The organism is Rothia sp. HMSC071C12, from assembly GCF_001813895.1.
GTDB lineage: Bacteria > Actinomycetota > Actinomycetes > Actinomycetales > Micrococcaceae > Rothia > Rothia mucilaginosa.
The window spans coordinates 26664-41519 of the sequence record NZ_KV814374.1; the positions used below are offsets into that span (position 1 = coordinate 26664).

At 59.7% G+C, this 14856-nt stretch carries 12 protein-coding genes; 4 read left to right on the plus strand and 8 right to left on the minus strand.

What is annotated here, in order from left to right:
• Window positions 1-29: 29 nt before the first annotated feature.
• The 3 genes from HMPREF2942_RS05075 to galU all read right to left on the minus strand — a co-directional run bounded on the left by HMPREF2942_RS05075 (window position 30) and on the right by galU (window position 3806).
• Window positions 30-530 (minus strand): DedA family protein, encoded by a 501-nt coding sequence (locus tag HMPREF2942_RS05075; RefSeq protein ID WP_049341824.1) that lies wholly within the window; start codon window positions 528-530, stop codon window positions 30-32.
• 422 nt (window positions 531-952) lie between these two features.
• Window positions 953-2575 (minus strand): hypothetical protein, encoded by a 1623-nt coding sequence (locus HMPREF2942_RS05080; protein ID WP_070688561.1) that lies wholly within the window; start codon window positions 2573-2575, stop codon window positions 953-955.
• A gap of 322 nt (window positions 2576-2897) precedes the next feature.
• Window positions 2898-3806, minus strand: coding sequence for a UTP--glucose-1-phosphate uridylyltransferase GalU (gene galU / locus HMPREF2942_RS05085; RefSeq protein ID WP_005508447.1), 909 nt, complete (start codon window positions 3804-3806; stop codon window positions 2898-2900).
• A 339-nt stretch (window positions 3807-4145) separates the two neighbouring features.
• Here galU and HMPREF2942_RS05090 point away from each other — a divergent pair, with 339 nt between their 5' ends.
• Both HMPREF2942_RS05090 and HMPREF2942_RS05095 read left to right on the plus strand, forming a co-directional pair.
• The gene (locus tag HMPREF2942_RS05090) at window positions 4146-4814 is read left to right on the plus strand and encodes a 5-formyltetrahydrofolate cyclo-ligase (protein ID WP_246824365.1); all 669 of its coding nucleotides are present in this window, start codon (window positions 4146-4148) and stop codon (window positions 4812-4814) included.
• Between the two features lie 230 nt (window positions 4815-5044).
• A complete protein-coding gene (locus HMPREF2942_RS05095; protein WP_005508445.1) occupies window positions 5045-5230 on the plus strand; it encodes an FmdB family zinc ribbon protein in 186 nt (61 codons plus the stop codon).
• A gap of 92 nt (window positions 5231-5322) precedes the next feature.
• Here the strand turns inward: HMPREF2942_RS05095 and HMPREF2942_RS05100 are convergent, their stop codons facing one another.
• The 5 genes from HMPREF2942_RS05100 to HMPREF2942_RS05120 form a co-directional block, all read right to left on the minus strand.
• Window positions 5323-5625, minus strand: a complete 303-nt coding sequence (locus HMPREF2942_RS05100) for a hypothetical protein (RefSeq protein ID WP_141744676.1) — start codon at window positions 5623-5625, stop codon at window positions 5323-5325.
• Window positions 5618-9619 (minus strand): DEAD/DEAH box helicase, encoded by a 4002-nt coding sequence (locus HMPREF2942_RS05105; protein WP_070688563.1) that lies wholly within the window; start codon window positions 9617-9619, stop codon window positions 5618-5620. The genes HMPREF2942_RS05100 and HMPREF2942_RS05105 overlap by 8 nt, the downstream gene beginning before the upstream one ends.
• Window positions 9620-9734: 115 nt before the next feature.
• Window positions 9735-10193, minus strand: coding sequence for a cell shape determination protein CcmA (locus HMPREF2942_RS05110; protein WP_070688564.1), 459 nt, complete (start codon window positions 10191-10193; stop codon window positions 9735-9737).
• Between the two features lie 88 nt (window positions 10194-10281).
• Entirely contained in the window at window positions 10282-11100 is an 819-nt protein-coding gene (locus tag HMPREF2942_RS05115) for a MurR/RpiR family transcriptional regulator (RefSeq protein ID WP_070688565.1), read from the minus strand.
• Window positions 11101-11345: 245 nt separating this feature from the next.
• Entirely contained in the window at window positions 11346-12983 is a 1638-nt protein-coding gene (locus HMPREF2942_RS05120; protein WP_070633805.1) for an alpha-glucoside-specific PTS transporter subunit IIBC, read from the minus strand.
• A gap of 419 nt (window positions 12984-13402) precedes the next feature.
• Between HMPREF2942_RS05120 and HMPREF2942_RS05125 the strand changes: the two genes are divergently transcribed.
• Window positions 13403-14281, plus strand: a complete 879-nt coding sequence (locus HMPREF2942_RS05125; RefSeq protein ID WP_049346414.1) for an endonuclease/exonuclease/phosphatase family protein — start codon at window positions 13403-13405, stop codon at window positions 14279-14281.
• Between the two features lie 73 nt (window positions 14282-14354).
• On the plus strand, window positions 14355-14856 hold a 502-nt coding region (locus HMPREF2942_RS05130), incomplete at its 3' end, for an alpha-amylase family glycosyl hydrolase (RefSeq protein ID WP_246824368.1).

Sequence of the window (14856 nt, forward strand, 5' to 3'; positions counted from 1 at the left end):
AGTGCACCTATCCCCCGCTGAAAGTAGGACTAGTTCTCGGCGATGTTATCCGCAGTGTTCTCAACGGTTTCGCGGTTAATGCGGCGTTCGCGCAGCTGAGTCACAATGACCAGCACCGTGATAACAATGGCAAGGGCGAGCGGGAACATCCACGGCTCCAGGCCGAGGGCCGCAAGAATTGCGAAGCCGATGGTGGTGTAAATACACGCCCACATGAAGGTTCCAACCAGCATCGCGGGAACCCAGCGACGCAGAGGCATTTTCGTGAAGCCGGTCGTGATGATGACCGCGGTTTGCAGACCCACGGTGAGAAAGCAGAGGGGCACAGCAATAACGCCCCACCGATTAATCAAGCGGCGCGCTTTACGGTAGAGCGGGCTGTCCATGGCTTTGCGGATGCGGTCGAGGCGGGCACCGCCTTCAGCAGCAAGCGCGCCAAGAGCGTACACGATGCTGGTGCGGACGATTCCGACCACCCACATGAAAGCTAGGGCAACCTCAATCGGGAGTGCGTCAAACCAATCTTTCACCCGGCTATTCTCTCATGAGTGGGCGATATTAACCTGATTGAAGGTTCTTTGAGGCTTCTTATTCGACTTTTGGAGGGGTCAGAAAATTTTTTTAAATTTTTTCAGCCGGGGGTTATTGCCCCTTGTCGCCTGCAATGGCGCGGATTTTACTTAGGGCAACCTTAGTTTATTGACAGGGTGTCGCTATTTTCAGCTTGTCACCCGCACGGGAATTAGGATATATTTTTATTACCGAATAGGGCAGGCCTTGTGGGAAGGCCTTCCTAATCGGTCTAGAAGACTTTCTTCCTGTGTGTGATGCTAGAAAAGGAACCCCATGGACGGGGTTCCTTTTCTTTTTAACTTCTTCCCAATCATCCCCAGGCATACAAAAACCCCGACAGTGTGAACTGTCGGGGTTTTATGCGTATCTGGAGCAAAGTCTACTTCTTACCCTGGTTCTTGTCCTGGCGGTGCAGTGCACTCAGCGGCTTAGGCAGCTGAACCGGGTTCCAGGTGTTGCTAACCGCCTCAAAGGAGGAGCCGGCACCGGGGTGACGGTTCGTCGAACGAACACCGCCGGTCGCAGTAGCACCGGTCGAAAGAACCGAATCGTTCAGCGAGGCGATATCCAGCGCATCGAACTCGGAATCGTCCAGGACATCCGGCAGAGGAATCTCTTCGGGAATCGGCTGAGCGGGAGCCTGAGTAGCAGGTGCCGCAGGTGCCTGACGGACGGGCGAGCCGTCGCGCAGAGCCTGGCGAGCCACCGGCTGATCCGACTGAATAGCTGGCTGCTGAGCAGGAGCTGCTACCGGCTGTGCAGGTGCCTGGGTGGCTGGTGCAGGCTGAGCTGCTACCGGCTTGGCGGGAGCCTGTACGGGTGCCTGAGCGGGCTGTGCAGGCTGAGGCTGGACAGGCTGGCTCGGATCAACCGGAGCCTGCTCTACCCGCTGAGGCTGTGCCGCAGTACGCGGTGCACCGGAGGAAGTAGCGGAACCGCTCTCCTGATCAAAGAGCACGCTACCGCGGCGAATCGGTTGGAATCGACTCGGACGCTGCTGGCGACGCTCCTGACGGTGTGCGACGGGCGCCTCCGCCGCGCGGGCAGAACGGGCAGGTACGGGACGGGCAGCGCGAGAAGACTCAGATGCTACAGGTGCTTCTGCCTGGTGCGCCTCTTCAGAGGAGTCCACCGCAATGTGCGCGCGGCTCGAGCGTGCCGCCTCGCGGTTCACACCGTGTATAGACTTGCGGGTAGTAGCCTCACGGGTGGCGGGGCGAGCATGATGTGCAGGCTCTTCAGCAACTTCAGGCTCCACACCCTCAGCCGCCGAGTCCTCTACAGGCTCAGAAGCATCATCGCCGGCTTCTTCATGTTCATCGGACTCTTCGTAGGCTTCGTCCTCAGCTTCGTCATCCTCATCATTTTCTGCCTTAGCTTGGCGTGCATCACGGCTTGCCTTGACCTGGTTAGCAACAGACTCCAGCAGACCAAAACGGCTCACAGCCCATGCACCGCCGGCAAGAATCAGCAAGAGAACAGCCCAGCCCCACGCCAGAACTCCAAAGAGCGCCAACAGGCCGGTGACCAGGGCAAGAACACCCAAACCGGCAGCAACCAGCAGGGCAATACCGCTCGGGCTCGAAGTATCAAAGTAGGACAGCGGCGAGGACTTTGCGTCCTCCACCACCGGAATCTCGTCCGTGTACGGGGCAGTCGGGGAAGATTCGCGAATCTGCGAAATAGAAGCCGTATCGGGCGCAGGCTGGGCGGATTCCTCCACCGCGTGGGAGGAACGGGAAGAAACCTGCGGAAGAGCAGAAGACGGCAGAGAAGTACCCGGTGCCACCGCGTGATCGGAGGACTGGTATGCCTCCGACTCGTTCAGCAGCACACCGGCGGAGGCGAGAATATCCTCCGCGGTACGCTCAGCACTAATCAGGGGACGTTCAGGCTCCATGACAGGGCCAGCGGGCGCGCGACGCAGGCTCCTGGGCACAAACCACAGCAGCAAAATCACGGTCAGAATTACCAACACGCCGGAGGTGTTCAAAAGCGTCATATTCAGGTCGCCCTCTATCGTCCCTTTATCCCTAGACTTTAATCATACCCTTATATTCCCAATGCTTTCCATAAGCGGCAAGAATCGGGCTGGATATGAACATATACCCCAGAAGGAATATGCACACTACAACGTCGTCGCGTCCCTGCACAAGGCACGCCTTGGGCCCTCACCCAAGTAGCACCCCAAGCACATAATAGACACATACGACGCAAAGGAAGGCGCCCTCCCTTGGGGCTAAAACGCCCCACCGGAAAGAACGCCTTCCTCAGCGTGGTTGGTATTTATCGGTTGCCCTCTTTAGAGAGCGGATGCAGAGTAATTAGCAGTTCTCTGCGACAAAGTCCTTCAGCCATGCGCGCAGGTCGTCACCGAACTCGGGGCGCTCAGCAGCAAGAATAACGTTTGCCTTCAGGTAGGACAGCTTGTCACCGGTGTCGAAACGGCGGCCGGAGAAGACCACGCCGTAGACGCCTTCGCCTTCGCCCTCACCCTGAGCCAGGGTCTGCAGAGCGTCGGTCAGCTGAATCTCGCCGCCGCGGCCCGGAGCGGTGTTCTCCAGAACTTCGAAGACCTTCGGGCTCAGAACGTAACGGCCGATCACAGCGTAGTTCGAGGGAGCCTCATCAGCCGCAGGCTTCTCAACCAGACCGGTAATCTTAACGAAACCGTCTTCGCCCTCAACAGCCTCAATAGCAGCTGCGCCGTAAGCAGAAATAGCCTCGCGGGGAACCTCCATCAGAGCAACGACAGAACCGCCGGTGCGCTCCTGGACCTCCACCATACGAGCGAGCAGGTCTTCCTTCTCGTCAATCAGGTCATCGCCGAGCAGAACAGCGAATGCTTCGTCACCAACGTGGCGCTTTGCGCGCAGAACAGCGTGGCCCAGACCCTTGGGGTCGCCCTGACGCACGTAGTGCAGGTCGCCACCCATCTCATTGGTAGCTACCACGGATGCGAGTAGGGCGTCCTTACCCTGCTCAGCGAGCTGCTGCTCCAGAACGGGAACGCGGTCGAAGTGATCCTCGAGAGCGCGCTTGTTACGGCCGGTAATCATCAGAACGTCGTTCAGACCGGCACGGATTGCTTCCTCCACCACGTACTGAATCGCGGGGCGATCAACGACGGGGAGCATTTCCTTGGGGGTTGCCTTCGTTGCGGGCAGGAATCGGGTGCCCAGACCAGCAGCAGGAATAACTGCCTTAGTAACAGACTTAATTTCAGTAGCCATGCCACAAGAATACCCTAAGTTGTAAAGTACTTAAGGCGATTTATAGACACTATGACATGAAAAAATCTTCAACGTGACTAACTACATATCCACAGCGGCCCATTCTTCGGTGTGCAAAGAAAATGCACCCCACAGAACTCAGCACTATTTTTCTCAAACCCTATACTAAAAAGTGGAATCCACGTCCCCGCAGATATAGGTCAATTTTCACCACCCACCAGGGCAGTTTTACCCTGCGCACGGATACCTCTCAGCATAGAGTGAACGCACCTTACTTCCTACGGGACGCGCCACTCCCCAACCCTTCACACAAGACCCGCAACGACGATGGGACACACCATGCACCTCAACACAACCCCCGCCACCAGCAACTCTGACGCCGGTGCCAGCGCAGACGATATCTCCCTAGACAAAGACATTCTCCGCTCCCAAATCCGCCCGCGCCGCCTCACCGCACGCAGCCACCGCGGCGAACACGGCCAGCAGCAGATGCAGGAGCTCTTCACCGCCCACATCCTCGAAGCAGTCGCACAGCGGGTCCACTCCCCCGGTACCATTGCGGCGTATCTGCCCACCAAATCTGAGCCGCCCATTGTCCAAGCACTAAACGCTCTCCATGAGCAGGGACACCGCATCCTCGTGCCCGTCGTACGCCCCGGTCGCAAACTCGCCTGGGTGCACTGGGACCCCACCGTTGAGCATCCGCTCAGCCCCATGGGCATCCCCGAACCCGAAGGCGAAGAACAAGACACGCAAGCATTCATTGACGCCGACCTGCGCCTCATCCCCGCCCTTGCTTTTGATGCAGGCGGGCACCGCCTCGGTCAGGGAGGCGGCTACTACGACCGCATTATCCCCCTGCTCAGCGACCAGCAGCTCACCGGCCGGAGCATCGGCATTGTCTTCAGCGACGAAATCTACGAAGCCATTCCCTACGACCAGTGGGACGCTATTCTACCGGTGATTCTCACCGAGCGGGGCATTTTCCTCGCTCACCAGCAGGGCTAAAAGCACCCGGCTCACCCACGCCCGATTCGCTCTTGATTGACACCCAAATCTTTATGCAAAAACGCAAAGATATGCAGGAACACACCAACAAAATCACTCAGGAAAAAGGTAAAAAGAAACAGAAATAGCTATTTGAGAAGAAAACGCAAATAGCTCCCAACCTTTCAAAAGCGGTACACTCAAACCACGTTAATAAACCATCCCAGCGAAAACGGATACAGAAGGACAAAATGCCGGTCTACGTTTACCAGTGCAAGAATTGCAACCACGTCTTTGAACAGCGCCAGTCCTTTAGCGACGATGCACTGCGCATCTGCCCGCAGTGCGGCGAAGAAACCCTGCGCAAGCGCTACAACACCGTCGGAGTGACCTTCAAGGGCTCCGGCTTCTACAGCACCGACAAGGGCAACTCCTAAACGGGGTCCCACACCAGCCCAAAAGAGGGGCGGGGCAACACAGGTTGCCCCGCCCCTCGGCGTTTTAAGAAGTGCTCTCCCTCAGGAAGACGCTACACGATATTGTTACCCCAGTGCGGAGGACGCTGCTGACGCATCCATTCCAGACGCTCACGCTCCTCCGGGGTCAGCGGCTGCGCAGAAGCAGCCGCCTTCTGAGAACTCGCCTTCTGGGGGTTCTGCTTCTGGGCATCAGCTTTCTTCGGGGAAGCCCCCGCGGCAGAGGAAGTACCCGAAGCCACAACCGGAGGCGTCGTCACACCCACCAGCAGAGGCTCAGCCCCGCTCACCGAGCCGCCGCCGCTCACACGACGGTGACCGCGGCGAGGCTTCGGCGTCGACGAATAACTAGCCACGAACCTCAGCGCCCTCATCCATATCCAGGTAGTGCAGCACGCGCGCCACCACAGCGTCCGGATCGGCGAAAACCTCCAGGGTGCCCAGCGTAATGTAGTTCCAGCCCGTGCGGCTCAGACGCTCCGGCAGCAGGCGGGTACGCTCACGCACCGAAGCACGCGCATAATTCGGCTCACCATCGGAGCACGCCACCAGCGGCATAGCCGCCGGAACACTCGGGTTCGAAGAGACCACGGGAGCCACACCCAGCGCGGGAACCGGCTCAGCCGCCAGCTTCTCCGGGGCGTGCGCAATCAGAGCGATATCGCCCTCACCGCGGGTCACACGCACACCGCGAGCCTGCAGACGCGCCACCAAATCGTTCAGCAGCCAGTCGCCCAAATCCGGGGTGTCCGCGTCGTCGGCTGCCAAGAATGCGTTACGCGGCAGGGCCTCCGGTACGCGCTGTGCCTTCGCCTCCACCTCTTCACGCGCCTGACGTTCCGCGTGCTCACGCAGCAGGTGGTAGAAGTCCACCGCACCATGATGCAGCTTCTGCGGGTCCAGCTCCGACGGGTCAATGCACGAAACGATGCGCAGGGCACGGCGAGCACGAGTCAACGCAACCACAAAGCCCTGGCGACCATGCTCGGCAGACAGCTGACCCAAATCGTACGACGCCTGGCCCAGGCGGGCACGGCCCACACCCAGGGAGAAAATCACGGTATCGCGCTCAAGGCTCTCAGCGCGGGTCAGATCAACCACGCGGAAAGACTCCTCACCGGCGGCGAAGAACGGCGCCAGCTGCGGGTACAGGCTCAGGGCGTGACGCACCGACTCAGCCACCCGCTGAGCGTGCTTCGGGCTTGCCGTCACCACCGCCAGCGAACGATCCGGGGTACGGTAGGCGTGCTCAAGCACCAGGTTCGTCACGCGCTCCACCTCAACACCGGGCGAATCCAGGTTCGCGTTATCGCTGACCTTACCGCGAGTATCAATGTACTCAACGGTCAGCGAACCGGCAGGCTGAGAGGAGGCGCGGCTCACCGGAGCCGCATGCAGCTGCGAACCGTAGAACTCACGGTTCAGGTAGTCCAGAATCACCGGGTCCATGCTGCGGTGCAGCATCGCCAGGGTGCGGTTGGGCAGTACGGTAGCGAGCACATCGAAGGTGCTGTCCAGCTGCTCGTCGGTCGGCTCGGGTGCACCGAAAGTCGGCGCGGACACGATGAACGGCGAGGGGTAACCCGAATGCGGGTCGCCCAGGGCAATCACCTGGTCGGCGCGGGTAATCGCTGGCAGGTTCGCCGCCAGCGGGGTCGACTCGGAGTCCAGCAGCAGCACCGTATCAAAACGCATGGAGGCGGGAACCTTACGCGCCAGGGCGAAGGGGCTCGCAGTCCACAGCGGCAACAGGGTACGCGCCATGACCGGGGCGTGAGTCAGCAGCTCCTCGAGCACGAACTCGTAGCCGCGCAGCTGACTCTTCAGGTACGCCGCCTGGTCGTGCTCAGACTCAATACGCTCAGTCCACACGCGAGCAACCTTCGCCAGCAGACGCGCCGGGGCGCTGGTCATGTGGGCGTAGTCGGCACGGCGGAAACGGGACTCCGTATCGCGCAGACGATCACCGTCCAGCAGCTTACCCTCGTGATGCTGCAGCAAGAATTCCAGGGCAGACTGCCACCAGGCAAGCTCCAGCTCAGCGGAAACAACCTCGGTCGGAACCTGACGTGCGTACAGGTCATCGAGCAGCTCCGACAGGCCGCGCTCACGCAGCTTCTGGGTCAGGGCGTCACGCTCAGGCAGGGTCATCAGCAGCACGCGGTCCGCCATGAGGGCGTCCAGGCGCGCATCCAGCGCGTCCAGGTCGGTGCGCACAAAGTCGGTGCCCTCAACGGTGTCAGCCAGGACAATACCCAGGCCCGCCAGCTCAGAAACCAGGGAGTTCAGGGCGGCAGCCAGCTGATCCAGGTTCTCCGGGATCTGCGGGGTGCGGGGCGCCTCAATGTGGCGAATCCACTCGGCACGCTCCGCCTGAACCACCTTCAGCTGCTCGTGCAGGTCACCAATATTCACGCCGGGCAGGATGTACTCCTTCGCCGCGCGGCGCAGGCGGGAACGCTGCATACTGCTCATCTCGATGCCGTTCTCACGACGCCACGAACCGGATGCAGTCGCCGCAATCAGGTCGGTCACTGGACGGTCGTAGACGTCTGCGCGGAAACGCTTGAGCGTCTCACGGATGCGCATCAGAATCGCCAGCTGCGACTCCCACTCGGCGATGGTACGACCCGTGCGCAGACCCAGCATGGCGCTGGTGCGGTTCATTGCCTCGCGCAGGTTCAGCAGGGAGGACTTGAGGGTAATGACCAGGGCGTACGCCTCGGCGGCTTCCTCGTCATTGACTAGGCGGGCGCGGTACCACGGGGAGGTACGCGAAGCCGCCGCAAAACCATCAATCTCGCCCAGGCGCACCAGCTCGGCACGCACATGCTCGCGCTCCATGAGCGCATCAAGCATGGGTCGGTCAAAACGCACGCGGGTTGCCGGGCCGTCCTCGGAGGCGGTCAGCTCAGCCAGACGCTGTAACGCCGAGTAGACGGAAATCTGCCAGTTCGCGTCCTTGTTCAGCAGGGCGCGGGTGTGGTCGAGCAGCGCGGCGCGGGTCGCGACGAGCTCTTCGTTCAGGTCCTCGGAGTTCGGTTCTTCGGCACTCTCATTGCGCACAATGGCGCGAATGAACTCGGCGCGCTGAGCCTCGGAGTCGTGCTCGGCGAGCAGGTCGTAGCGCAGGCTCTCAATGCCGGTGCGCTTGAGCAGCGCCGAGAACTCGGCAAGGGTGGAGCGCTTCTCGCCCACCACGAGCACGGACTTACCGCGACCCATCAGCGCGGATGCAATGTTCACGGCGGTGCGCAACGGCTCGGTGCCGGGTGCCGCAGTGATAGTGAAGGAGAAACCGCTGACCGCGGTGTCGATAATCTCCTGGGCGTTCGCGTCAGCGTCCAGCAGGAGCATTTCTTCTGCCGGGTCGCGCTGGTCCAGGGGCTGTTGCAAGTTGTGGGCGTTGAGCTCGCGCGGCTTCACGCCGGGAACCTTCAGTGCCGCCAGGTCACGAACCAGCGGGGTGATGGCGGTGTGCGGCAGCTCGCCCAGGCTTTCCTTCAGGTCCGCAAAGGTGGAGATGAAGTACTTCGACTCAATGGTCATGCCCGGAATACGACCGGCGGATGCGCGCATACGCTCGATAACCGGCTCGGGGTCTAGGCGGGACATGGAGTTCGCCAGCTGCGCCACGTCCATGGTGCCCAGGTCGATGCCGTACTCCTGCTTGATCTGGCGGACCATCGCCGGGTTCAGGCGTGCGGAACCGGCGAGGCGCAGCTCGAAGTCGTCGTCCTTCGGGTGCGGGGTGATGCTCAGCGGCGCCATAAGAATCGGCGCGATGAAACGCTTCTCGTAGGCGGCGGCGTCCTCGCGGGTGTCGTGTGACAGCCAGGAGGCGGTACCCGCAACGAAGTAGCCGGAGTCCAGGCCGTGGTCGGTGGCGAGTTCGTAGATCTTGGTGCGCAGGGTGCGGGCAGAGCGCATCCCCGCCTCGAGCTGCGACTTGTCGCGCAGAATCGTGGAGAGGCGGGTCTTGCGTCCGGCGAGTAGCTGAGCCAGACCGGAGGGGTTCGCTTCGGACAGGTCGATGTGCACGTAGTCGACCTGGTTGAAGTCGAGCATCGCGTCCGGGCCGGTGTAGACGTCCATCTGTTCTGCCCAGCGCTCAAGCCCCGCCGAGGGGTCGAAGTCCTCGTGGGCGGGGTTCAGGTGTGCGGGCAGCTCGGCGATGTTGATTTCGTCGGCTACTTCGTGGGTTTCCTCTGCTGAGGTCGCGGCGGCTGCGGCGGGCTGAGCAGTATCAGCCGGAGTGCCGGTTGCGTGTTGCGCGTCGGTAGGCTCGGGAATCTGGTTCACGTCGTGAGTGTCCTTGTGGGTCAGTGCGGTGTACGTTTGCGCGTACACACCGAAGATGGTGGTTCTTCCGGGGTCCTCTGCCCGGGTGCCTCAAACGGGGCGGGTGTCAGCGTACGCCTGCGTGCTTAGTGTGCCTGCATGCTTGCTGTCTGTTCCTCTGTGCTTACTTCGACCACATTGCGATGTTCACGGCGAGTAGCACCACGGTCACCAATATGTAGAAGACCAGGGCGGGCAGGAGCGCCCAACGGTACTTGGGTGCTAGTTCGCCTTCCAGGTTGCCGAAGCGCAGGGAGCGGAAGAGGAAGAAGCTCAGAATTGCGCCGGGCAGGTTACCGATAATGACCAGTAGCACGGTCAGGTACAGGGCGTAGGCTCGTTCGGTGCGTTCGTTCTCTGCACCTGCGAACTTGAGGGTGCCGCCTAACAGCAGGCTGAGGCATGCGTTCAGGAAAGCCACGGTGAAGAAGGGAATCTTCAGGGCTGCTTGGAAGTCCATCTGGGAGTTCGCTGCGCCCAGAGCAATCCACAGCAGTAGCAGCGCGGGGATGATCATGAGGTACCAGAACAGGTACTTACGCATCTTCTCGGTGTTTTCGATGAGCGCGAAAATTGCGGTCACAGGGTGTCTCTTTCAGATGATCTCAGGCGGATTCGGTCGGATTCAGGAGGAGTGAGTGAAGGGGCAGGCGGGCACGGTAAATGCCTTGTCAGGCGTCGATTTCGCCACCATTGTTGAGAGCGTCTTCCACCTGGTCCTGCAGGGACTCGCGGCGCTCATGTTCAACGTGTTCAATGTAGCGGCGCACGATGTAGTCCAGCAGCACCGACAGCGCAACGAAGGAGTAGTAGGGCTTACGCTGGGTGCTGATGTGGGTGGGGGTGGTCTGGTAGTGCAGGGAGTACTCAGCGTGCGAGGACATGTAGTTCACACCAATGGCGGTCACCGCAATCATGGGGATGCGGCGCAGCGCCAGCATCTTAATGTGTTCGCGCATGTTCTCGGTCTGACCGGAGAAAGACACAATGATGACCACATCGTCCTGGGTCATATTGTTCATGGCGCTTTCGAACTCATTACGTGCCGGAATGACGTGGCAGAACTTACCGCAAACCTGCATGGACTTGGCAAATTCCTGCACGGCATTGCGCTGCGCGTAGCCGGTACCGAAGCAGTACACAGTGCGAGCCTCATGGATGCGCTTGAGCAGTCCGCTCAGTTCCATGTGCTCGAGGTAGTCGTAGGTGCGCTGAATGTCTTCGCGGCCGCTCTCAATGAACCGCGGGTTGAAGGGTTCGCTGCGGTTCAGAGAGGACTTAATGAAGTACTTCAACTCGGCAAATCCGGAGAAGTTCAGCTTCTTCGTCAGGCGGATAATTGAGCTGGTCGAAGTATAGGTTTTATGTGCCAGAGAGTTGATCGTTGACTCTGCAACGAACTCTTCGTTTTCTAGCATGAATGCCAAAATTTCCCGTTCAGTTTCACTGAATCGGTGCTGGTTCGCATTCACGACGTCTTGTAAATCCACTCAAAGCTCCTGAATCCGATGGTGAGCAATATATAAATAGTACACGCTCTAGAGTCATCGGCCAGGGCGGGTGAGGACGGTCATCTCTCACTTTGAGTGTGTATGCCAACAGATTTGAGCTGGGTATGCGCCTGGTACGTGTCCGGGTACAGCTTCGCCGGCGGCATCGGTGTTATCCGATACCGCCGGCGAAGTCTATACCTTATGAGGCGTTATGCCGTCAGGCGGTTGAAAGCTGAAGTCTCTTAGGAGAGGGTCTTAGCTTCGTTCACCATGGTCTCGAAACGCTCGCGAACCTGGGGAACGTCCATGCCGACGATGACCTGGAATGCCTTGCCCTTGCGGACGAGGCCCAGAGCACCTGCATTCTTGAAGTCTGCATCCGAGGTGCTGACGAGGGACTCATCAGCAACGGAGACACGCAGGCGGGTTGCGCAGTTGTTCACGGTGGTGATGTTCTCTGCGCCACCAAGCAGTTCGAGGAAGCCTGCTGCGCGGGGTGCGTAGAGGTCGCCGTCAGCTGCGGGAGCTGCTGCGCCGCCGTCCTTCTCAGCAGCCTTAGCAGCCTTGTACTCTGCCTTGCTGTAGAGCTTGGTCTCGCCGCCGTCTTCTTCACGACCGGGGGTCTTGAAGTCGAACTTCAGGATCATGAAGCGGAAGACCAGGAAGTACAGGACGGTGAAGCACAGGCCCACACCGATCTGCATGAGGTAGGTGCCGGAGTGGTTTGCCCACAGCGGGATCCAGTTCTGGAACAGGAAGTCGAGCAGACCGCCACCCATGTAACCAACCAGACCCAGCTGGTACATGATTGCAGCCATGGTTGCTGCCAGGATTGCGTGAACCAGGAACAGCGGGGGTGCCAGGAACAGGAAGGTGAACTCGAGGGGCTCGGTGATACCGATCAGGATCGCGGTGAGGCAGACGGGGATCATCAGAGCGAGAACTTCCTTGCGCTTCTCGGGACGAGCAGTGGTGTAGAACGCCGCTGCGATACCGATGGGTGCAAAGACCTTGGAGTTACCGTGCAGTGCGAAGCCGCCGCCGGGGAACAGTTCCTTCAGGGGCTTGTCGCTCTTAGCAAACTCGGTCAGGTGGCTCGGCCAGTCCTTAGCAATACCGTTCGGGGTAACAACATTACCGAAGACGAACGGGGAGTAGATAAAGTGGTGCAGACCGGTCGGAATCAGGAAGCGCTCGAGGAAGGTGTAAACCCACACGCCGAGTGCGCCGGATGCGATGAAGAAGCCCTGCAGGGAGGAGATGCCGTGCTGAGCGTAGGGCCACAGCCAGGAGAACAGGAATGCCACGGGCATCATCAGGAAGAAGCAGACGCCGTAGACGTACTGGGAACCCTGGAAGATACCGAGGAAGTCGGGCAGCTTCTTGTCGAACCAGCGGTTGTGTACCCACACCACGATTGCAGAGATGATGATTGCACCGAAGATACCGGTGTCCATGGTCTTGATACCGGCGATCATCTTCAGACCGGTACCTGCCGCGCTCTTAGAGATGTCGGTGGTGTAGTCCAGGTCGAAGAAACCGGTGCCGCCCTTGCCCCATACCTTGAGCATGGCGCCGACGAAGTAGTTGAAGGTCAGGTAGACCATTGCAGCTTCCATCACTGCACGTGCGTTAGCGGTCTTTGCCAGTGCAATGGGCAGACCGATCACGAAGAGCAGTTCCATCTGGTTGAAGACGGTCCATGCGCCGGACTCCCAAACGGACCAGAAGTGGTTCCACGCGCTTTCCTTGTCAGCAGCGAGGGGAATCAGGTCGCCGTTCTGTGCAATGATCGCAATACCGACCGCGAGGCCAGCGAATGCGAAGAGAAGAACGGGTGCCAGCATGGCAGAGCCGAACCTCTGTACTTTTTCCATCATGAGGCTATACGCCCTTTCGGGTTGTCGAGTGAGCGGACGCAGGTGCCGGCGATCGTTGCCGGTCTGCGGTGGCAACGCCGTATCTTTATACCCTCAAACGAAAGTATATGAGACGGGTGCCACATATCCTGCGTGCGCTAAATGCCGAATGTGTTTTAGACAGAAACAATAATGCCAGGTCATACCTGCCCACAGGTACCAAAACTGTGAGTTTTGAAAGAGTTTTTCAGAACCTGAAACATATCCCGGCACTGGTTAAAAATACTTGCTGCAGATGAGACTTTTTCCCTATTACCTAGCGCACAGAATCGATAGCATAAACAGTGCGCCCATAGAGGTCAGAGTGCATAAACACTCACCACCTCAATACGCGGTGCGCATATCATTCTTCAACCTCACACATACCCCGGACTTAATACATGCGCTTCCTCACCCTCAATACGCACAGCTGGTGCGAAATCCACCAGATTGCCAAGATCCGTACCCTCGCCAAGTTCATTATTGAACAGCAGGTGGACGTCATTGCGTTGCAGGAAGTCAACCAGCTCACCTCCACCCCCGTGGTGAAGGAGCCCCTCAACTACCGCGGCGGCGCCGGCGTTCCGGTCCGCGAAGACAACTACGCCCTGCTGCTCGTGCAGGCGCTCAACGAAATGGGTGCCACTTACGAGTGGACCCTCACCGAAACCCACATCGGTTGGGACCGTTACGACGAATGCGTAGCTATCCTCTCGCGCCTGCCGATTCGCGGTATCAAGCCCATCAATATGTCCCCCGGCTACGGCTACCACCAGGTGCAGCGCCGCGCAGCACAGGCAACGCTCATCGAAACTGAGACGGGCACCTTCTGGTGCGCTACCACCCACATGTCCTGGTGGGACTTCGACGGCGAGCCCCTCTTCGCGCAGGAATACGCACACCTCTCGCAGGAGCTTGCCGAGTGCGCCCGCACCGCACCGGTACTGCTCGGCGGCGACTTCAACTCCGCAGCACATCTGAGCAATGAAGGCTACGCGCTGGTCACCTCCAGCGGCATGGTGGATACCCGATCCCTAGCGGAGCACACCGACGGCGAGAACACCGTCCACCGCGAAATCGCCGGCTGGGAAGGTAGCACGGATGCCAAGCGCATCGACTTTGTCTTCGCTGACCGCCTGGTCGACGTGGTATCCCACGCGGTTGTCTTCCGTGACAACTCCCCCGAGGCGATCTCCGACCACAGCGGCCTGCTGCTAGAGATTGACCCCTCCAGCTGGGCGCCGGAGAGCCTCCTTACGCCCCTCACCAGCCAGTCCTAAAGGGGCATCAGACGTTAGCCGCCCGCAGAGCGGCACCACACAACACTCATCCATACCAAGGGAAGGAAGAACAATGACGACCCAGACCCAGTGGTGGCAGGAACCCGTTGTCTACCAGATTTACCCCCGCTCCTTCAACGACTCCAACGGCGACGGCATCGGCGACCTGCCCGGCATTACCGAGAAGATTCCGTACCTCGCCAAGCTCGGTATTCAGGTGCTGTGGCTCTCCCCCATCTACGCTTCCCCGAACGATGACAACGGCTACGACATCTCCGACTACCGCGCCATCATGACCGAGTTCGGCACCATGGAAGACTTCGATGAGCTGCTCGAAACCGCGCACAAGCACGGCATCAAGCTCATGATGGACCTGGTCGTCAACCACAGCTCCGACGAGCACGAATGGTTCAAGCAGGCACGCTCCTCCAAGGACAACCCCTACCGCGACTACTACATCTGGCGCGATCCCAAGGGATTCGACGAGGACGGCAAGCCGATTCCGCCGAACAACTGGATTTCTTGCTTCAGCCCCTCCGTATGGGAGTGGGACGAGGCGACCGGCCAGTTCTACC